This is a genomic window from Ramlibacter sp. P4_H7, from assembly GCF_056400765.1.
This window is the reverse complement of record NZ_JBFUKP010000005.1, coordinates 316,248-336,322: the sequence shown is the minus strand read 5'-3', so window position 1 is coordinate 336,322 and position 20,075 is coordinate 316,248. Positions and strand designations below refer to the sequence as shown.

The window sequence follows — 20,075 nt, the reverse complement described above, 5'->3', positions numbered from 1 at the left end:
CGGTGGATCAAGGTTTGGCGGGAACGCGAGCCGGCCCGAGGGAACACGCACCGCGCTTCGGCCATCTTTTCGCGCCGGCGTGCGGGTCGCCGGCCCATCCCGGGCCCCGCGGGGTCCAGCAACAGAGAAAGGGACCGCGCCCGTTCCTGTTAGTGGGAAGGAAAGGGCCGCAAGGCCGCGCGGCGGTCAGCCATCCAGTTCGGGGTAGCTGCGGAAGATGCCCTGTTCGTTGAAGGCCAGCCGGCGCTCGCTGGCCAGGTAGGCCGCCAGCCGCTTGTTCCGCGGCACGCCGGCATGCAGCGCCGCCACGCGAGGCGTGCGCCGCAGCGCGCGCCGAGTGGCCTTGGGCAGCGCATAGAGCAGGCCTTCAACCACCTGGAACAGCGACAGGTCCCCGTAGGTGAGGCGCGCACCCACCAGGCGCGGCACCTCGCGGCGCTCGTTGCCCGGGTTGCGCTCGAGCACGGCCTCGCACCAGCCCAGGAACTTGGGCAGGCGCTGCTTGCGGAAGTCCTCGGCGCGGCGCAGCGCCTCCTGCTTCTGGTCCTCGTAATAGAGGCTGCTGGCGATCGGGTGGTGCAGGTCGTGCGCTTCGACCACCAGGTCGGCCAGCGTGAGCTGGATCTGGTGCAGCCACAGCGCATCGGCTTCGCCCGCGGGCGCGAGCTTCAGCCGCGGACCGAGGTACAGCAGGATCGCTGCGGTCTGGCCGATCACCTTGCTGCCGTCCACGAGGAAGGGGCATGCAAAGGGTGGCCGCCGCACCGACGTGTCGCCCAGGTAATGCATCATGGCCGGCAGCCCGGCGCCCTCGTCCTTGTTGCCGCGCGCGACGTCCACGTAGCCGGCACCCGCGGTCTCCAGCGCGAGCCGGACGAACTCGCCGCGCCCCTGGATCCCGGGCCAGTAGTGCAGTTGGTAGGCCATGCGCCAGCGTAGCATGCGTGCAGGAGGCCCGAGGCACGCCGGCAAACCCGTACCATCGGCGCTCCATCCCTCGGAGTCGCTGGAATGAACGGTGCGCGCAGCCTGGTCGAAACCCTCCTGAAGTCCGGCGTGGACACCTGCTTCGCCAATCCGGGCACGAGCGAGATGCACTTCGTGGCCGCGCTCGACCAGAGCGCCGGCATCCGCTGCGTGCTGGGCCTGCAGGAGAACGTGGTGACCGGCATGGCGGACGGCTACTGGCGCATCGCCGGCAAGCCCGCTTGCACACTGCTGCATTGCGGCCCCGGCCTCGCCAACGGGCTGGCCAACCTGCACAACGCGCGCCGCGCGCGCAGCGGCATCGTCAACATCGTCGGCGACCAGGCCACCTACCACCGGCCGTACGACGCGCCGCTCACCGCCGACACCGACGCGCTTGCCCGCACCGTGTCCGGCTGGCTGCGCACCAGCAGCCAGGCAGATCACGTCGGCCGCGACGCCGCCGCCGCCGTGCAGGCCGCGCGCACGCTGCCGGGGCAGGTCGCCACCCTGATCCTGCCCTCGGATGCCTCGTGGAACGAAGGCGGCGTCGTCGCCGAGCCGCTGGCCGTGCCGGCACCGGCGCCCCTGGATCCTTCGGCGGTGGAGCAGGCCGCGCGCGCGCTGCGCTCGGGCCGCAAGGTCCTGCTGCTGCTCGCGGGCCGCGCACTGCAGCCGCAGGCGCAGCAGCTTGCCTGGCGCATCGCGAGCGCCACCGGCGCGCGGCTGATGGCGGACTTCGCGAACCCGACGGTGCCGCGCGGCCGCGGCCGCCTGCAAATCGAACGCGTGCCGTACAAGACCGAGCTTGCGATCGAGGCGCTGGCGCCGTTCGAGCACATCGTGCTGGTGAACGCCAAGGCGCCGGTGGGCTTCTTCGCCTATCCCGGGCGGCCCTCCATCCAGTACCCGCCGCAGGCGCATCTGCACGTGCTGGCGCGGCCGGAGCAGGATGCGATCGCCGCACTGTCCGCACTGGCCGACGCGCTGCATGCGCCGCAGGTGGACATCCCCGATCCCGGCCCGCGCCCGCAGGCGGCCTCGGGTGCGCCCAGCCCGGACAAGCTGGCGCAGACGGTGGCGGCGCTGATGCCCGAGAACGCCATCGTTTCGGACGAAAGCATTTCCTATGGCCGCGGCTTCTACAAGGCATCGCATGCCGCGCCCCCGCACGACTGGCTGCATCTCGCGGGCGGGGCGATCGGCGACGGCCTGCCGGTGGCCGCCGGCGCCGCGATCGCCGCCGGCGGCCAACGCCGCGTGATCGGCCTGCAGGCGGATGGCGCGGCGATGTATTCGCTGCAGGCGCTGTGGACGCAGGCACGCGAACGCCTGCCGGTCACCACCATCCTGCTCAACAACCGCAAGTACGGCATCCTGATCGGTGAGTACCAAGGTGTCGGCGCCACCCCGGGGCCGACCGCGATGCGCATGCTGGACCTGGGCGACCCCGACCTCGGCTGGGTGCAGCTCGCGCGCGGCATGGGCGTGGACGCGGCCCGCGCGACCACGATGGAAGAGTGCGCGGACCTGCTCGCGCAGAGCCTGCGGCAACCGGCGCCCTTCCTCATCGAGCTGATGGTCTGAGGGTCAACCCCAGCACCGTCAACACCGATTGACGCGCCACGGGGGCGCTGGGTAGTCTCCCTGGGCTCCCCGCACCCACCACCAGGAGACAAGATGCGTCTGTTGTCCAAACTCGTCCCGGGCCTGGCCCTGCTCTGCAGCGTGCTCGCCTTTCCCGCGGCGGCCCAGTCCGATTACCCGAACAGGCCGATCAAGTGGATCGTCCCGTATCCGCCGGGCGGCACCACCGACCTGTTGGCGCGGCTGATGGGGCAGTACCTCTCGACCAAGCTGGGGCAGCAGATCCTGATCGAGAACAAGGCGGGCGGGGGCAACAACATCGGCACCGACTTCGCGGTGAAGTCGCCGCCGGACGGCTACACCATCCACCTGGTGAACCCGGCCAACGCGATCAACGCGACGCTCTATCCCAAGCTGCCGTTCAACTACCTCGAGGACATGGTGCCCATCGCCGGCATCGTGCGGGTGCCCAACGTGATGACCGTGACGAAGAACTTCCCGGCCAGGACCGTGCAGGAGTTCATCGACTACGGCAAGAAGAACCCCGGCAAGATCAACATGGCCTCGTCCGGCGCGGGCACCTCGGTGCACCTGTCGGGCGAGCTGTTCAAGTTCATGACGGGCATCGACATGAAGCACGTGCCGTACAAGGGCGCGGGCCCCGCGATCACCGACCTGATCGGCGGCCAGGTCGACGTGCTGTTCGACAACATGCCTTCCATCATCGGCCACATCCGCGGCGGCTCGGTGCGGGCGCTGGGCGTCACCAGCGCGCAGCGCTCGCCGGCGCTGCCGGACGTGCCGACCGTGGCGGAGACGGTGCCCGGCTACGAGGCCAGCGCATGGTTCGGCGCCTCGGCGCCCAAGGGCACGCCGCGCGCGGTGATCGACCGCCTGAACCGCGAGTTCAACGCCGCCCTGGCCGACCCCGTGATGAAGGCCAAGCTGGCGGACCTGGGCGGCGTGCCGATTCCCGGCTCGCCGGAAGACTTCTGGAAGATCCACCGCATGGAAACGGAGAAGTGGGCCAAGATCGTCCAGTTCTCCGGCGCGAAGGCCGAGTAGGTCCGATCGCCCCGCGGCGCTGCGAATGCGGCGCCGCCATCGCGGGGCCGCGTGCGGCGCGCTACCAGAGCGCGCGCATGGCCTCTTCGTAGGCCGCGCGGTCCGGGCGCGTTTCCACGTCGCGTCCCGCCACCACCACCCGCGCCATCGGTGTGCCAGGTGAAGAGAACACCAGCGCGTCCAGCAGGTGCGTCGCGGGCACGCCGGCCAGCGCGGGTGCTTGCGTGTCGATCACCGCGAAGTCCGCGCGCTGACCCACGGCCAGTCCGGCGAGCGGCAATCCGGCCGCTGCGCTCCCACCGTCGACGGCGCCATCCAGCAGGGTCGCCGCCGTGCTCTCCGCACCGGCCGCACGCGCGGCCACGTTGCGCTGGCGCAGCACGATGCGCTGCGAGTATTCCAGCAGGCGCAGCTCCTCGGTCCAGCTGCGCGTGACGTGGCTGTCCGATCCCAGGGACCAGCGCCCGCCCGCGGCCTGCCAGGACGGCAGGTCGAACACGCCGTCCCCCAGGTTCGCTTCGGTCGACGGGCACAGCACGATGGCCGCGCCGGTGGCCTTCAGCGCTTGCAGTTCGTCCGCCTTCGCCTGCGTGGCGTGCACGAGGTTCCAGCCGGCATCCACCGGTGCATGCCGCAACAGCCAGTCGATCGGGCGCAGCCCGTGCTGGCGCACGCAGTCCTCCACCTCCAGCTGTTGCTCCGCGACGTGGATGTGCACCGGCATGCCCGCGGCGCGCGCGGCCTGCGCGCACTCGCGCACGGCGCCCTCGTCGACGGCGCGCAGCGAGTGCAGCGCGAGGCCGGCGGCGACCCGGTAATCGGCGCCGGACTCGCTGCGCACCGCCTCGGCGGTGCGCAGCACTGCGTCCGGAGTGGAAGCGAAGCGCCGCTGGTCCGCCCGCAGGCCGGCGGCGCCGAAGCCGGAACGCATGTACAGCGTGGGCAGCAGCGTGAGGCCGATGCCCACGCGGCGCGCCGCGCGCACCAGCGCCAGCGACATCTCCAGCGGATCGGCGTAGGGACGGCCGTCGTGGTCGTTGTGCAGGTAATGGAACTCGCAGACCTGGGTGTAGCCGGCGGCCAGCAGCTCGGCGTACAGGAAGCCCGCGATCGCCTCGAGCTGCTGTGGCGTGATGCGCAGCGCGGCCGCGTACATCCGGTCGCGCCAGCTCCAGAAGTCGTCGCGCCCAGGAGCCGCGCGCTCCGTCAGGCCGGCGATCGCGCGCTGGAAGGCATGGCTGTGGCCGTCGACGACACCGGGCAGCACCGGTCCGCGCAGCACCTCGGCCCCGGCCCGGTCGGCCGCCCCGCAGCCGGGCTGCACCTGCTGCCAGAGGCCGTCGGCGCCCGCGGCCAGCAGCACGTCCTGCGCCCAGCAGCCCGCGATCCAGGCGCGCCGGGCGAAGAAGCGGCGCGCTTCAGCCATGGAGCTTGCGGCAGGCAGCGAAGGCCGCTTCCACCATGTCGCGCACGACCGGCTCGACGCGCGCGGCGGCCTGCTCCTCGTAGTTGTACGGCGGGGCTTCGCGCATGTAGAGGCACTGGCACATCTCCAGCTGCACCGCGTGCACGTGCTCGGCGGGACGGCCGTACCGGCGTGTGATGTAGCCGCCCTTGAAGCGGCCGTTGAGCACGTGCGTGAAGTCCGCGTGCCGGGACGCGGCCGCCACCACGGCCTGCGCGATGGAGGCGTCGGCGCTCTGGCCGTCGGCCGTGCCGATGTTCAGGTCCGGCAACCGGCCCTCGAACAGCCAGGGGATCTCGGCGCGGATGCTGTGCGCGTCCCACAGCAGCACGTAGCCATGCTGCGCCTTCAGGCGCGCGAGCTCGCCCTGCAAGGCCTCGTGGTAGGGCGCCCACCAGGTGGCGCGCCGGCGCGCCTTCTCCTCGGGCGACAGCACGAAGCCGTCGCGGTACAGCGCATCGCCGGTGAAGAAGCGGCTGGGGCACAGCTCGGTGTTGGAGGCGCCGGGGTACATGGGCGTGTCGTCGGGCGGCCGGTTCAGGTCGACCACGTAGCGCGACACGGTGGGCTGCAGCACGCTGGCGCCGAGCGTGCGCGCGAACGCGTACAGGCGGTCCAGGTGCCAGTCGGTGTCTTCCACGTCCAGGGCGCGCGCGACATAGTCGGCGCGCAGCGGCTGCGGGATCTCCGTGCCCATGTGCGGAATGCTCACCAGCATCGGGAGGCTGCCGCGGTGCAGCTGGAAATTCATCGGGCTTGTCCTTCGACGAAGGTGGCGCGACAGGGGTTCAGCCCGATCGCATAGGCAAGTTCGGCGGGACTGCGTGCGTCCCACAGCACGAAGTCGGCGCGCAGGCCGGCGGCGAGCACGCCGCGGTCCGGCAGGCCCAGCGCGCGCGCTGCGTGGCGGGTGACGCCGGCCAGTGCCTCTTCCGGCGTCATCCGGAACAGCGTGCAGGCCATGTTGAGCATCAGCAGCAGCGAGGTGCAGGGCGAGGTGCCGGGATTGCAGTCGGTCGACACCGCCATCGGTACGCGATGCGCGCGCAGCAAGGCCACCGGCGGCAGCTTCGTTTCGCGCAGGAAGTAGAAAGCACCGGGAAGCAGCACGGCGACGCTGCCGGCCTGCGCCATCGCCCGCGCGCCCGCTTCGCTGAGCCATTCCAGGTGGTCGCTGCTCAGCGCGCCATAGCCCGCAGCCAGCTCCGCACCGCCGCTGTCGCTCAGCTGCTCGGCGTGCAGCTTCACGGGCAGGCCCAGGGCGCGTGCCGCGTCGAACACGCGGCGCGTCTGCGCCGGCGTGAAGCCGATCGTTTCGCAAAAGGCATCGACCGCATCGACCAGGCCTTGCGCGTGCAGGCGCGGCAGCATGGCGCACACGCTGGCGATGTAGTCGTCGGCGCGGCCGGTGAATTCCGGGGGCAGCGCGTGCGCACCCAGGAAGGTGGTGCGCACGGCCACGCGCTCTTGCGCGCCCAGGCGGCGCGCGACGCGCAGGCACTTCGCCTCCGCGTCCTCGGCCAGGCCATAGCCGGACTTGATCTCGAGGGTGGTCACGCCTTCGGCCAGCAGCGGCCGCAGGCGCCGCAGCGACTGCGCGAGCAGGGTGTCCTCATCGGCCGCGCGAGTGGCTTTCACCGTGGAGACGATGCCGCCGCCGGCGCGCGCGATCTCCTCGTAGCTGGCGCCCTTCAGCCGCGCCTCGAATTCGCCGGCACGGTCGCCGGCGTAGACCAGGTGGGTGTGGCAGTCGATCAGCCCGGGCGTCAGCAGCGCGCCCTGTGCGTCGTGCACGGTGCCGCGACCCAGTTGGTCCGGGAGCTCGGCGCGCGGGCCGACCCAGGCGATGCGTCCATCCTCGACGGCCAGTGCGCCGTCCTCGATCAGTCCATACGCCTGGGGCGCATCGGCCGCCATGGTCGCGATGCGTGCGTGGGTCCACAGCTGCAGGCTCACGGCGTCGCCTCCATCCACAAGGCCTCATCGGTACTGACTTCGCCGGCCGCCGGTCCATCGAGCTGCGCCCAGGCGAGGTGCCGGGCCGGCAGCTCGAAGGCTTCGCCGGCCAACACCATCCGCGCCGGTCCCTGGTGCGCGTAGGCCGCGAGCAACGTGCCCGCGCCCAGGGCCAGGCTGCGCCGCCCGCGCAGGCGCCACAGCCGCGCGCAGCCGGGAGGCGCCATCAGGTTGAAGTCGCGCGTGGGCCCGCCGCGCAGCGTGCAGTCCACGTTGAGGCCGCCATCGAAACGCAGGGGTGCATCGCTGCGCGTGAGCGTGTGTTCCTCGTGACCCATGCGCAGAACCACGCCGTCACCCTCCAGCACGGCAAACCAGCGCTCCAGGCCGTCGAAGTGCGAGAACGGTCCCGCGGCCTGCACGTCGGCCACCGACAGGCGCAGGCGCCAGCCCGCGACCGCGGGCCACGCCAGCAGCTCGCGGGTGATGCCGCCGCCGTTGCGCCAAGGCTGCGGCGGCACCTGGTCGAGGGAGACGGTGTGCCACTTCATGCCTGGAACTGCCCGCTGAAGCTGTAGCGCGTGCCGGGATAGAGCTGCCGCGCGACGCTGGCGACGTGGGCCCCGCTCACGGTGCGCCGCATCATGACCAGGCAGGGATCGCTGACCTTGATGTCCAGCGCCCTGGCTTCCTCGGCGGTGGGCAGCGTGGCCTCGATGGTGTAGCTCGCCTCGGTCAGCGGAGCGTGCCGCAGCAAGTGCAGGGTGGGCGAGACCTGCGTGAAGTCGGTCTCGAGGTAGTGCGGTGCGGCCAGCGGGTTGACGTAGCGGTCCTCGTACTGGATCGGAACCCCGTTCTCCAGGTGCACCAGCACGGTGTGGAACACGTTCGCACCCTTGCGCAGCTGCAGCGATTCCGCCAGGTCGGCGCGCGCCTTCTCCTGGGCGACCGTGACGACGCGGGTGGTGTGCACGTGGCCGCGCTCGGCGACCTCCTCGTGGATGTCGCGGATGACCAGCTGCGAGGAAATGCGGTGCAGCTGCGCGACCCGCGTGCCGGAACCCTGCACCCGGGTCACCAGGCCTTCGGCGGCCAGTTCGCGCAGCGAGCGGTGCGCGGTCATGCGGCTGATGGCGAAGCGCTCCATCAGCGTCGCCTCGCTCGGCACGACGTCGCCCGGCTTCCATTCGCCGCTTGCGATGTGCTGCCGGATCCAGCCCTTGACCTGCTCGTACGCAGGCCGTTCGTCCTTTGCCATGGGGCGCGAGCATACCCCAGTTGACACGGCTTGTATAGACAACTATGCTCCGCGTCCATCAGCTTGTATAGACAACTCGGCCACCCGGCCGCCCACCCGGAACAACGCACCATGTCCGACCTTTCGCAAGCCCATTTCCTCGGCGCCGGCCCCCGGCCGGTGCACGCCCCGCAGGGCACCGAGCTCAGCTGCGCCAACTGGCAGCTGGAAGCCGCCTACCGCATGATCCAGAACAACCTGGATCCGGCCGTTGCCGAAAACCCGGATGCCCTGGTCGTCTATGGCGGCATCGGCAAGGCGGCGCGCAACTGGCCGGCCTTCGAGGCGATCCTGGCCACGCTGCGCCGCATGAAGCCGGACGAGACCCTGCTCATCCAGTCGGGCAAGCCGGTGGGCGTGTTCCGCACCCATGCCGGTGCGCCGCGCGTGCTGATCGCCAACTCCAACCTGGTGCCGCGCTGGGCGACCTGGGAGCACTTCAACGAGCTCGACCGCAAGGGCCTGATGATGTACGGCCAGATGACGGCCGGCAGCTGGATCTACATCGGCACCCAGGGCATCGTGCAGGGCACCTACGAGACCTTCGCTGAAGCAGGGCGCCAGCATTTCAACGGCGACCTGGCCGGCCGCTGGGTGCTGACCGCGGGCCTGGGCGGCATGGGCGGCGCGCAGCCGCTGGCCGCGACCTTCGCCGGCGCCTGCTCGCTCAACATCGAGTGCCAGCAGTCGCGCATCGACTTCCGGCTGCGCACCCGCTACGTCGACAAGCAGGCCAGGGACCTGGACGAGGCGCTCGCGCTGATCGCGCACCACACCGCCCGCAAGGAGGCGGTGTCGATCGCCCTGTGCGGCAATGCCGCCGAGATCGTGCCCGAGCTGGCGCGGCGCGCGCGCTCCGGCGGCCCGCGTCCCGACATCGTCACCGACCAGACCTCGGCGCACGACATCATCAACGGCTACCTGCCGATCGGCTGGAGCGTGGAGCAGTGGCAGGCCGCGCAGAAGGATCCGGCGCAGCACGCGCGCCTGCAGCAGGCCGCCGGCGAATCCTGCGCCGTGCACGTGCGCGCGATGCTGGAGTTCCACCGCATGGGCGTTCCCACCGTGGACTACGGCAACAACCTGCGGCAGGTCGCGCAGGACTTCGGCGTGGCCGATGCCTTCGCCTACCTCGGATTCGTGCCGGCCTACATCCGGCCGCTGTTCTGCCGCGGCGTGGGTCCGTTCCGCTGGGTCGCGCTGTCCGGCGACCCCGAGGACATCCGCAAGACCGACGCCAGGATGAAGGAACTGTTCCCGGACAACAAGCACCTGCACCGCTGGATCGACATGGCGCAGGACCGCATCAGTTTCCAGGGCCTGCCGGCGCGCATCTGCTGGATCGGCCTGGGTGAGCGGCATCTTGCCGGCCTCGCCTTCAACGAGATGGTGAAGAGCGGTGAACTGAAGGCGCCGATCGTGATCGGCCGCGACCACCTGGACAGCGGCTCGGTCGCCTCGCCCAACCGCGAGACCGAGGCGATGCAGGACGACAGCGACGCGGTGAGCGACTGGCCGCTGCTCAACGCGCTGCTCAACACCGCCAGCGGCGCCAGCTGGGTGAGCATCCACCACGGCGGCGGCGTCGGCATGGGCTACTCGCAACACGCGGGCGTGGTGATCGTCTGCGACGGGACGGCGGAAGCGGCGGAGAAGATCGAGCGCGTGCTGTGGAACGATCCCGCGACCGGCGTGATGCGGCATGCGGATGCGGGCTACGCGATCGCGCAGGACTGCGCGCGGGAGCAGGGGCTCGATCTGCCGATGCTGGGATGAGGCACATGCTGGGGTTCACTTCGTTCACCACCAGCCTACGGCTCTCCCCCGGCTTACGGCAGTCTCCTAGGCCGGTGATGAGCATCGCGAACCCCAGCAATTCAATCGCATGACGACACCAGAAATCATCGTTCCCGGCGAGTTCGACCTCGCCCAGTTGCGCCGGCTGGCGGACACGCCCGAGGTGCAGGTCGCGCTCGATCCGCGCTGCCGCGAAGCGATCCGCGCCAGTGCGGACATGGTGCGCCGCGCCACCGCCGGCGACGCGCCCGTCTACGGCGTGAACACCGGCTTCGGCAAGCTCGCGATGAAGCGCATCGCGCGCGAGGACCTCGCGCTGCTGCAGTTGAAGCTGCTGCGCTCGCACGCCGTCGGCGTCGGCGAGCCGCTCTCGCCGCGCGTGGTGCGGCTGGTGCTGCTGCTGAAAGCCGCCAGCCTGGCGCGCGGCTACTCCGGCGTGCGGGAGGAGGTGGTGGACGGCCTGCTCGCGTTGCACAACCGCGACGTGATTCCGGTCATTCCGGCGCAAGGGTCGGTCGGCGCTTCCGGCGACCTCGCGCCCTTGTCCCACCTGAGCCTGCCGCTGATCGGCGAAGGCGAGGCCTTCTTCGACGGCGTGCGCATGCCGGGCGGCCAGGCGCTGGAGCGCGCGGGCTTGCAGCCGCTGCAGCTGGGCGCCAAGGAAGGCCTGGCCCTGATCAACGGCACGCAGGTCTCCACGGCACTCGCGCTGGACGCACTGCTCGCCACCGACAAGCTGTTCGAGGCGGCCGTGATCACCGGCGCGCTCACGCTCGACGCCGCGCGCGGCAGCGATGCGCCCTTCGACCCGCGCATCCATGCGGTGCGCGGCCAGCCTGGCCAGATCGATTGCGCCGCGGCCTACCGCGCGCTGATGGTGGGCAGCGAGATCCGCCGCTCGCACCTGGAACAGGACGACCGCGTGCAGGACCCCTACTGCCTGCGCTGCCAGCCGCAGGTGATGGGCGCCTGCCTGGACCAGATGCGCTACGCCACCCAGGTGCTGGTGCGAGAGGCCAACGCGGTCACCGACAACCCGCTGGTGTTCGCGGGCAGCGACGAGGCCATGGTGTCCGGCGGCAACTTCCACGCGGAGCCGGTGGCGCTGGTGGCCGATGCGCTCGCGGTGGCCATCGCCGAGATCGGCGCGATCTCCGAGCGGCGCGTGGCCATGCTGGTCGACACCGTGGTGTCGCGGCTGCCGCCCTTCCTCACGCCCGATGCCGGGCTCAACTCCGGCTTCATGATCGTGCACGTCACGGCGGCGGCGCTTGCGTCGGAGAACAAGTCGATGGCGCATCCGGCCAGCGTCGACAGCCTGCCGACCTCCGCCAACCAGGAGGACCACGTGAGCATGGCGACTTTCGCCGCGCGCCGCCTGCAGCCCATGCTGGCGAACACCGCGCACATCGTCGGCATCGAACTGCTGGCGGCCGCGCAGGGCATCGAGTTCCTGCGGCCCCTCACCAGTGCCCCGGCACTGGAAGGCGTTCTGCGCCTGGTGCGCAGCGTCTCGCCCGCGATGATGGCCGACCGCAGCCTGGCGCACGACATCGAAGCGATGCACCACATGGTGGCGGCCGGCGACATCGGCCACGCCACCGAGCAGCACATCCCCGAATTGCAGGCCCTGCGCCTGGCATGAGCCCTGCATAGCGTCCCCCCAATCCACCACCACGGAGCGCATCCCATGAAGAAGCTGTTGACCCTCACGCTGCTGGCCCTGGCCGCCGCCGCATCGCAGGCGCAGGACACCAAGGTCGCGATCGGCCTGTCCGGCTGGACCGGCTTCGCGCCGCTGACGCTGGCCAAGGAGGCCGGCATCTTCAAGAAGAACGGGCTGGACGTCACGCTGCGCAAGATCCCGCAGAAGGACCGCCACCTGGCCATCGCCTCCGGCGACGTGCAGTGCGCGGCGACGACGGTGGAGACCTGGATCGTGTGGAACGCCAACGGCGTCGCGACCACGCAGATCTTCCAGCTGGACAAGTCCTATGGCGCCGACGGCATGGTGGTCAAGGGCAACGTCGCGAAGATCAGCGACCTCAAGGGCAAGACGGTCGCTGCCAGCGCACCGGGCACCGCGCCCTACTTCACGCTCGCCTGGATGCTCAAGAAGAACGGCCTGTCGCCCAAGGACGTGAAGGTCGTCAACCTGGAGCCGCAGGCCGCCGCCAACGCGATGATCGCGGGCACCGCCGACCTCGACGCCGCGATGACCTACGAACCCTACCTGTCCGCCGTGCGCGCCAAGCCCGAGGCCGGCAAGATCATCGCCACCACCCTGGACTACCCGATGGTGATGGACACCTTCGGCTGCACGCCCAAGTTCCTGTCCGAGAACCCGAAGGCCGCCAAGGCGCTGGCCGACAGCTACTTCGAGGCGGTGGACATGATCAAGCGCGATCCGAAGAAGAGCTTCGAGATCATGGGCGCGGACGTCAAGCAGAGCGGCGAGCAGTTCGAGGCGAGCGCGAAGTACCTGCGCTGGCAGGACCGCGAGTCCAACCAGAAGTTCTTCTCCGGTGAGCACGCCGCCTTCAGCAAGGAAGCGGCCGACCTGCTGCTGGAGACCGGGATCATCAAGCAGATCCCCGACCTGGCCAAGCTGGCCGACACCCGCTTCCTGAAGTGATGAAACCGCTGGCGCCGGTGGACCCGGGCACCCGCGTGGTGCTGGGCATCTCCTTCTTCGTGCTGTTCTTCCTGGTGTGGGCGGCCGTCACCTTCGGCGGCGTCGTGCCCAAGACCTTCCTGGCCGATCCGCTGACGATGGTGAAGTCCGGCTGGACCCTGCTGGTGCAGCACGGCTTCCTGGGCGACATCGGCATGACGGTGTGGCGCGTGCTGGGCGGCTTCGTGATCGCCGCGGCGCTCGCGGTGCCGCTGGGCGTGCTGATGGGTGCGTACAAGCCGGTCGAGGCCTTCTTCGAGCCCTTCGTGAGCTTCGCGCGCTACCTGCCGGCGTCCGCCTTCATCCCGCTGCTGATCCTGTGGGCCGGCATCGGCGAGGCGCAGAAGCTGGCCGTGATCTTCATCGGCTCGTTCTTCCAGCTGGTGCTGATGATCGCGGTGAGTGTGGGCAACACGCGGCGCGACCTGGTGGAGGCGGCGTACACGCTGGGCGCGATGGATGCGGGCGTGGTCAAGCGGGTGCTGCTGCCCTCCAGCGCGCCGGAGATCGCCGAGACGCTGCGCATGGTGCTGGGCTGGGCCTGGACCTACGTGATCGTCGCCGAGCTGATCGGCGCCTCCAGCGGCATCGGCCACATGATCACCGACAGCCAGGCGCTGCTGGCGACCGACCAGATCATCTTCGGCATCATCGTCATCGGCCTGATCGGGCTCGTGACCGACTTCGCCTTCAAGGCATTCAACCGGAAGCTGTTCCCATGGGCCCGGATCTGAAAATGAGCATCCTGCAGGTGAGCGGCGTCGCCAAGAGCTTCACCAGCCGCGGCGGCGCGACGGTGGCGCTGGAAGCCACCGACCTGCTGGTGCAGGAGAACGACTTCATCACCATCCTCGGCCCCTCGGGCTGCGGCAAGAGCACGCTGCTGCGGATGGTGGCGGGTCTGGACACGCCCAGCGGCGGCGTCATCACGCTCGATGGCCAACCGGTGCGCGGCCCCGGCGCCGACCGCGGCATGGTGTTCCAGAGCTACACGCTGTTTCCCTGGCTCACGGTGCTGCAGAACGTGTGCTTCGGCCTGCGCGAAAAGCGCATGCCGCCGGCGCAGCAGTTGGAGACCGCGCGCCATTTCCTGGCCAAGGTGGGGCTGAAGGATTTCGAGAATCACTTCCCCAAGCAGCTGTCCGGCGGCATGCAGCAGCGCACCGCGCTGGCGCGCGCACTGGCCAACAACCCGCGCATCCTGCTGATGGACGAGCCTTTCGGCGCCCTGGACCACCAGACGCGCGAGCTGATGCAGGAACTGCTGCTGGGCATCTGGGAAGAGGAACGCAAGACGGTGTTGTTCGTCACGCACGATATCGACGAGTCGATCTTCATGGGCAACCGCGTGGTGGTGATGAGCGCGCGGCCCGGCCGCATCAAGTGCGACCTGCCGGTGCCGCTGCCGCATCCGCGCCACTACGCGATGAAGACCACGCCGCCGTTCGCCGAACTGAAGGCGCGCCTCACCGAGGAGATCCGCATCGAGGTGCGCAAGGCCGCGGGGCTGGAGCCGGCGCTGTCCTGAGGGGCGGCGCCGCTCAGTGCCACGCCTCCACGGCCGGCTGCGCGAGTTCCCGCCCGATCATGGCGCGGGCATAGAAGTAGTTGTTGCGTGCCCGCTCGGTCATGCCGTCCAGGTTGACGCGGCCGCCGGCATCGCAGGGAAAGCAGAACCTGCGGCTGCTGTCGGTCAGCGACTCGAAGCAGAGCTGGAATTGGCAGGAACTGGTGGACTCGGTCATTTCCGTCCTCCGGCGACGCCGGGGCAACGCAGGGATGCTGCGCCGCCTCGCCTTCACCGGCCTGACAGTGCACCGCATTTCCCCTGACAGGGCTCCGGAAGCCGGACTGGGGGAAAATCCAGTGCATGGAACCCAAGCAGTCTTCCGACATTGGCATCATCGGCCTCGGCGTGATGGGCGAAAACCTCGCGCTCAACCTCCACCGCAACGGCTTCGCGGTCAGCGGCTTCGACCTGGAAGATCCCAAGCGCGACAGTTTTGCCAAGCGCACCGGCGCGGTGGCGCCGCGCTCGCTGCAACAGCTGGTGGCCAGCCTCACGCAGCCGCGCGTGCTGCTGATGATGGTGCCGGCGGGCGACGCCGTCGACGAGGTGCTGGCCGGGCTGCGGCCACTGCTGGCGGCGGGCGACGTCGTGATCGACGGCGGCAACACCCGCTTCACCGACACCCAGCGCCGCATCACCGAGCTCGCGGGCACCGGCATCCTGTTCGTGGGCGCGGGCGTCAGCGGCGGGGAAGAGGGCGCGCTGCGCGGGCCGGCGATCATGCCGGGCGGCGACGTGCAGGCCTGGCCGGTGATCAAGCCCATCCTGCAGGCGATCGCCGCGCGCGCCGACGACGGCCAGCCCTGCTGCGACTGGGTGGGCCCGGGCGCGGCCGGCCATTTCGTCAAGATGGTCCACAACGGCATCGAGTACGCCGACATGCAGACCATCTGCGAGGCCTACCACCTGATGGGCGAACTGCTAGGCATGCAGGCGCATTCCATGGGCGACGTCTTTGCCGAATGGAACCGTGGCGAACTGTCGAGCTACCTGGTCGGCATCACTTCGGAGATCCTGCAGCGCATCGATCGGGAGACCGGCCGCCCGCTGGTGGACCTGATCACCGACACCGCGGAACAGAAGGGCACCGGCAAGTGGGCCAGCCAGGTGGCGCTGGACCTGGGCGTCACCGCGCCGACCATCGCCGACGCGGTGTTCGCGCGCACGGTGAGCGCCGTGCGCGGCGAGCGCGCCGCCGCCGCCGCCGTGCTCAACGGCCCCCGGCTGCCCTTCACCGGCGAGCGCGCCGTGTTCGTCGAGAAGATCCGCCGCGCGCTGCTGGCCGCCAAGATCTGCGCCTATGCACAGGGCTTCCAGCTGCTGGCCGCCGCCGACAAGGAGTACGGCTGGGCGCTGACGCTGGGCACCATCGCGGGCCTCTGGCGCGCCGGCTGCATCATCCGCGCGCGCCTGCTGGAGGACATCCGGCGGGCCTATGCGCGCAACGGCCAGCTGGCCAACCTGCTGGTGGACGAACACTTCGCCGCCGTGATGGCCGATGGCCAGCAGGCGCTGCGCGAAGTGGTGGCGACGGCGGCGCAGCACGGCGTGGCGGTGCCCGCGTTCATGAGCGCGCTGGCCTACTACGACAGCTACCGCTCGCGCCGACTGCCGGCCAACCTGCTGCAGGCGCAGCGCGACTACTTCGGCGCGCACACCTACCAGCGGCTCGATCGCCCCGGCAAGTTCCACACGCGCTGGGCCGACGCCGACTCCTAGGAGTCTGCGCGGGCCCGTTTCTCTGCCGCGCACCAAGCATTTCGCTTACCCCCCGACCGGCCGATCGCGCCGGCGCCGCGGCAGGACTAGACTGCGCCCGACCCCGGCCGAAAACGCCGGGTGCAGGGGGGCTCATGGAACAGAGCAAGGCGGGAGATCCGGCGGTGACCGGTTCGCCCCTCGGCCCGTGGGTGTGGCAGCGGCGGGAGATGCTGGCGGCTTCGGCCGACCCCGCTGCGCAGGGACCCGACAACGTACCGCCGCCCGACCAGGACGATCCCCGCTGGGGCCTGGCCTTTTCCGGCGGCGGCATCCGCAGCGCCACCTTCTGCCTCGGCCTGGCCAGCGGACTCGCCAAGAAGGGCCTGTTCCAGCGTTTCGACCTGCTGTCCACTGTCTCCGGCGGCGGCTACACCGGCGCCGCGCTCGGCAAGCTGTTCAACGCACGCGGCGCGACCTCCGCGCAGGTGCAGAAAGGCCTGGGTGATCCGGGCGGCACCTGGTTCGTCTGGTGGCTGCGCGCGACCAGCCGCTACCTGACGCCGCGCGGCGCGCGCGACCTGGTGATCTCGGCGGCGACCTACGGCCGCAACATGTTCGCCGTGCACCTGGAGCTGGGCCTGACGCTGATGGTGCTGGGCGGGATCGTGGGCCTGTTCAACCTGTTCGCCTGGCAACTGCTCTATCGCTGGTTCGCGGCGCATCCCGACATGCTGCCCGCGGTCGGGCCGCTGTTCCAGCCCTGGCTCTCCACGCTGTGGGTGGCCATGGTGCTGCCGGTGCTGGCATCGATCCCGCTGGCCGCCGCGTACTGGACCATCCCTTCGCAGCGCGGCCGGCGCTGGGTGCTGTCGGAGGTGCTGCTCTCGCTGATGCTGGCCACCCTGGGCCTTGCCGCGGGCGCGGCGGCGCTGGACGGATCGCTCTGGGGCTCGCACCACGACGGCGCGCTGCGCGCGTTCTGCGCGGGGCTCGCGGCCCTGATGCTGCTGGCGGCGCCGGGTCCGCTGATCGCGAGGCTGGCGCGGCCGCCGCGCCGGCAGGAGAAGAAGGACGCGGCCGAACTCCGGGCCGCGCGCGCGGGGACGGGCGGGTCGGCGCTGCGCCGGCTCGGCCGCTACGCGCACGGCGTGCTCACCAGCACCGTCGACACCGGCGCCTCCGCGGAGCAGCGCAACCGGCTCACCGCCTGGCTCGCCAACTGCGTGAGCGTCGCGCTGCTGCTGCTGCTGCTCGGGGTGCTGGACCGCGCCGCCTGGTTCGTCGCCTTCGAGCGCCAGCACTACACCTACGTGCTGCCGGTGCTGCTGGCGATCGGCTTCGCCACGGCCCGCACGCTCGCCGTGCAGCTTCCCACGCACGAAGCGTCGACCGCGGTCAGCGGGCGCCTGCTGTCCGAGCTGGTCGAGTACGCGGGATGGATCCTGTTCGGGCTGCTGGCGGTGTTCTGGGTGGCGCTGGTGTACCGCGTCGCGGTGATCAACCTGTTCGCGCCGCCGCCGCTGGACGAACTGCAGTTCAGCGAGGCCATGCTGCTGGTGCTGCCCTTCGTCGCGCTGCCGCTGCTGTACATGGCCTTCACCTGCAACAAGGCCGATTTCCCCAATCTCTCCTCGCTGCACAACTTCTACCGCGCGCGCCTGACGCGCAGCTACCTGGGCGCGGCCAATCCGGAGCGCTTCCGCGTGCACACGCGCGGCCACGGCGCCCGCGCTGCCGATCCGCTGGGTCCCGCCGACGCCGAGGCGCTGGTCGACGTGGCGAACCGCCGCTCGGTGTACGAGGTGGATCCGGCCGACACGGTTCTGATGCGCGACTACCAGCCGCAGGCGCACGGCGGGCCGGTGCACATCCTCAACGTCACCGTCAACCAGACGCACGATCCGCTCGGCGGCCTGTTCAACCAGGACCGCAAGGGGCAGTACCTGTCCATCACGTCAGCCGGCCACTACCGCATCGGCCAGGAGCCCTGGCGGCACGACAGCTCGTTCGCCGAGTCGCAGCTGCCGGCCTGGATGGCGATCTCCGGCGCGGCGGTGGCGCCGGGCCTCGGCGGCCAGACCTCCTCGGGCCTCGCGATGCTGCTGTTCATGGCGGGGGTGCGCCTGGGCTACTGGTGGGAGATGGCGCCGCCGGCCAGCGGTCTGCAGGCGCTGCTGTCGCCCACCAAGTACCGGCTGCTGTTCGGCGAGGCGCTGGCGCGCTTCGGCGGCACCGAGGACCGCTTCTGGTACTTGAGCGACGGCGGCCACTTCGAGAACACGGCGGCTTACGCGCTGCTGCGCGAACGCACCAAGCTCGTGGTGGTGGCCGACGCCGGCGCCGATCCGGCCTATGCCTTCGAGGACCTGGAGAACCTGGTGCGCAAGGTGCGCATCGACCTGCAGGCGGAGATCGAGTTCGTGGACGTCGACAGCGCGGGCGAATCCTCGCTCGCCTTCTTCGGCTCGCTCGACCAGCTGCGCGACGCCGCCAGCAGCGCGTGCATGGCGCTCGCGCGGGTTCGTTATGCCGACGGCGGCCGCAGCTGGCTGGTGTACGTCAAGCCCAACATCTTCGGCGGCCTGCCGATCGACCTGATCAACTACAAGCGCGACAACCCGACCTTCCCGCAGGAGCCCACCACCGACCAGTTCTTCAGCGAGTCGCAGTGGGAAAGTTACTTCCGCCTCGGCCGCGAACTGGGCCTGCAACTGGAGCGGCGGGTGCTGGACGGCCTGGCGCGCGAGGACGACTGGCTGATGCGGCGCATTGCGCAGTCCGCCGCTCCGGTGCCCGGCGCGGCGGCGCCGACGCCCAAGGACAAGGACAAGGACAAGGACCTGCCGTTCACGGTGCGCTACCCCCGCGCCGTGAGCCTGGCCAAGTCCGGCCTGAGCCTGGGCGCGCTGGCGGCGGTGCTGACCACCGGCACCCAGGTGTGGGACAAGTTCTCCGACAGCGCGCAGGCCCGGCGCAACGCGTACTGGACCGAGATCAACCACGCGTCGCTGCTGCACGAGCGCCTGGTGGTGGGCGAGAAGGGGACGCTGCCGGAGCTCACGGCGCGGCTCGCGGCGCTGGCCAACACCTACTGCCGCGAGGGCGCTCCCGAGGTGTCGATCACGCCGCAGATCACCGCGATCTACAGCGACGTGCGCGAGCGCTGCACGTTGCGCCGCGACGAGGCGGGCGCGCCCATGGTGACGCCGGCCTGCGCCGTGCTGGCCGATGCCAAGGTGCGCAACTGTCTTGCCGGCGGCGAGCGCCTGGGGCGGCCGGTGTACTGGGCGGTGGCCTACACCGATCCGCTGTGGGCGCAGCAGCGGCTGCCGCGCCAGGGTGCAGACACGGATGCGTACGCGACGGCGAGCGTCCCCACGCTGGATGCGTATCCGCCCGCGCCGGAACCGTCGGCGACGGCGCAGGCACCCGCGCCCGCATCGGTGACACCGGCCACCGTCTCGGCATCCGCATCCCGGCCGACCCGCGCCCTGGCACCTGCGCGCTCCGCGGCACCGGCGCTGCCCCCACCGGAGGCCGCCGCATCGGGCCCGGCAGCCGCCGAGGCCATCCCCCCCTTGCCGGTGCCGGAGCGGCTGGCCCTCTCACGGGCCCGCGCGCCGGCCCCCCAGGAGCCGCGGACGGCGTCCGCCTGCGACGACAAGCGCGTCTACGTGCAGATCTACAGCGAGGAACAGCGGCCCGAGGCACAGCGCTGGACCGAGGAGCTGCGTGGCATCGGGGCTCGCGTACCTGCGACCGAGGACGTGGTGGCCACGGCGCTGCGCGACGGACGCACGCCGCCGCGCCCGGTGCCCGGGCCCACGCTGATCTACCACACGGACGACGAGCAGGCCTGCGCCGGAGAGCTGCGCATCTCGCATGGCGAGCTCACGGTGCGGCCGCTGGCGCGCGGCCTGGTCGGAACGCGCCGGGTGCTGGAACTGTGGCTGCCGCCGACGGCGTCTGGACAGGCGCGTTAGCGGGCGCAGCGCCG

At 70.8% G+C, this 20,075-nt stretch carries 16 protein-coding genes; 9 read left to right on the top strand and 7 right to left on the bottom strand.

The features are described from left to right. Positions 1 to 186 precede the first annotated feature (186 nt). Positions 187 to 927 (bottom strand): glutathione S-transferase, encoded by a 741-nt coding sequence (locus AC1DSA_RS10265; RefSeq protein WP_477888681.1) that lies wholly within the window; start codon positions 925 to 927, stop codon positions 187 to 189. Between the two features lie 84 nt (positions 928 to 1,011). On the opposite strand from AC1DSA_RS10265, the gene AC1DSA_RS10260 reads away from it, so the two are divergent. Together AC1DSA_RS10260 and AC1DSA_RS10255 are read left to right on the top strand one after the other, a co-directional pair. Beyond that, entirely contained in the window at positions 1,012 to 2,553 is a 1,542-nt protein-coding gene (locus AC1DSA_RS10260) for an acetolactate synthase large subunit (RefSeq protein WP_477888679.1), read from the top strand. A 93-nt stretch (positions 2,554 to 2,646) separates the two neighbouring features. Then, positions 2,647 to 3,618 (top strand): Bug family tripartite tricarboxylate transporter substrate binding protein, encoded by a 972-nt coding sequence (locus AC1DSA_RS10255; protein WP_477888677.1) that lies wholly within the window; start codon positions 2,647 to 2,649, stop codon positions 3,616 to 3,618. A gap of 61 nt (positions 3,619 to 3,679) precedes the next feature. Here the strand turns inward: AC1DSA_RS10255 and AC1DSA_RS10250 are convergent, their stop codons facing one another. From AC1DSA_RS10250 to hutC, 5 genes are read right to left on the bottom strand one after another with little or no spacing between them, the layout of a single operon-like run. Beyond that, positions 3,680 to 5,044, bottom strand: coding sequence for a formimidoylglutamate deiminase (locus AC1DSA_RS10250; RefSeq protein WP_477888675.1), 1,365 nt, complete (start codon positions 5,042 to 5,044; stop codon positions 3,680 to 3,682). After that, entirely contained in the window at positions 5,037 to 5,834 is a 798-nt protein-coding gene (hutG, locus tag AC1DSA_RS10245; RefSeq protein ID WP_477888673.1) for an N-formylglutamate deformylase, read from the bottom strand. Before hutG ends, AC1DSA_RS10250 begins: the two co-directional genes overlap by 8 nt. Beyond that, positions 5,831 to 7,000 carry an imidazolonepropionase gene (hutI, locus tag AC1DSA_RS10240; protein ID WP_477888719.1) on the bottom strand — a complete coding sequence of 390 codons (1,170 nt, stop codon included), beginning with the start codon at positions 6,998 to 7,000 and terminating at the stop codon, positions 5,831 to 5,833. The genes hutG and hutI overlap by 4 nt, the downstream gene beginning before the upstream one ends. Positions 7,001 to 7,035: 35 nt before the next feature. Then, on the bottom strand, positions 7,036 to 7,590 hold the full coding sequence (locus AC1DSA_RS10235; protein ID WP_477888671.1) for a HutD/Ves family protein: 555 nt from the start codon (positions 7,588 to 7,590) through the stop codon (positions 7,036 to 7,038). Beyond that, positions 7,587 to 8,297: a histidine utilization repressor gene (gene hutC, locus AC1DSA_RS10230; RefSeq protein ID WP_477888669.1), complete on the bottom strand. Its 711-nt coding sequence runs from the start codon at positions 8,295 to 8,297 to the stop codon at positions 7,587 to 7,589. Before hutC ends, AC1DSA_RS10235 begins: the two co-directional genes overlap by 4 nt. A 111-nt stretch (positions 8,298 to 8,408) precedes the next feature. On the opposite strand from hutC, the gene hutU reads away from it, so the two are divergent. The 5 genes from hutU (at position 8,409) to AC1DSA_RS10205 (ending at position 14,335) form a co-directional block, all read left to right on the top strand. Next, positions 8,409 to 10,112, top strand: coding sequence for a urocanate hydratase (gene hutU, locus AC1DSA_RS10225; RefSeq protein WP_477888667.1), 1,704 nt, complete (start codon positions 8,409 to 8,411; stop codon positions 10,110 to 10,112). 109 nt (positions 10,113 to 10,221) lie between these two features. After that, complete coding sequence (hutH, locus tag AC1DSA_RS10220; protein ID WP_477888665.1) at positions 10,222 to 11,778, top strand: histidine ammonia-lyase; 1,557 nt, start codon at positions 10,222 to 10,224, stop codon at positions 11,776 to 11,778. 45 nt (positions 11,779 to 11,823) lie between these two features. Continuing rightward, positions 11,824 to 12,768, top strand: a complete 945-nt coding sequence (locus tag AC1DSA_RS10215) for an ABC transporter substrate-binding protein (protein WP_477888663.1) — start codon at positions 11,824 to 11,826, stop codon at positions 12,766 to 12,768. Further along, the gene (locus AC1DSA_RS10210) at positions 12,768 to 13,541 is read left to right on the top strand and encodes an ABC transporter permease (RefSeq protein WP_477888661.1); all 774 of its coding nucleotides are present in this window, start codon (positions 12,768 to 12,770) and stop codon (positions 13,539 to 13,541) included. The genes AC1DSA_RS10215 and AC1DSA_RS10210 overlap by 1 nt, the downstream gene beginning before the upstream one ends. 2 nt (positions 13,542 to 13,543) lie before the next feature. Next, a complete protein-coding gene (locus AC1DSA_RS10205) occupies positions 13,544 to 14,335 on the top strand; it encodes an ABC transporter ATP-binding protein (protein WP_477888659.1) in 792 nt (263 codons plus the stop codon). Between the two features lie 13 nt (positions 14,336 to 14,348). Here the strand turns inward: AC1DSA_RS10205 and AC1DSA_RS10200 are convergent, their stop codons facing one another. Then, a complete protein-coding gene (locus tag AC1DSA_RS10200; RefSeq protein ID WP_477888657.1) occupies positions 14,349 to 14,552 on the bottom strand; it encodes a hypothetical protein in 204 nt (67 codons plus the stop codon). Between the two features lie 125 nt (positions 14,553 to 14,677). Here AC1DSA_RS10200 and gndA point away from each other — a divergent pair, with 125 nt between their 5' ends. Continuing rightward, positions 14,678 to 16,096: an NADP-dependent phosphogluconate dehydrogenase gene (gndA, locus tag AC1DSA_RS10195; RefSeq protein WP_477888655.1), complete on the top strand. Its 1,419-nt coding sequence runs from the start codon at positions 14,678 to 14,680 to the stop codon at positions 16,094 to 16,096. Positions 16,097 to 16,230: 134 nt separating this feature from the next. Further along, complete coding sequence (locus AC1DSA_RS10190; protein WP_477888653.1) at positions 16,231 to 20,061, top strand: hypothetical protein; 3,831 nt, start codon at positions 16,231 to 16,233, stop codon at positions 20,059 to 20,061. The last annotated feature ends 14 nt before the right edge of the window (positions 20,062 to 20,075 follow it).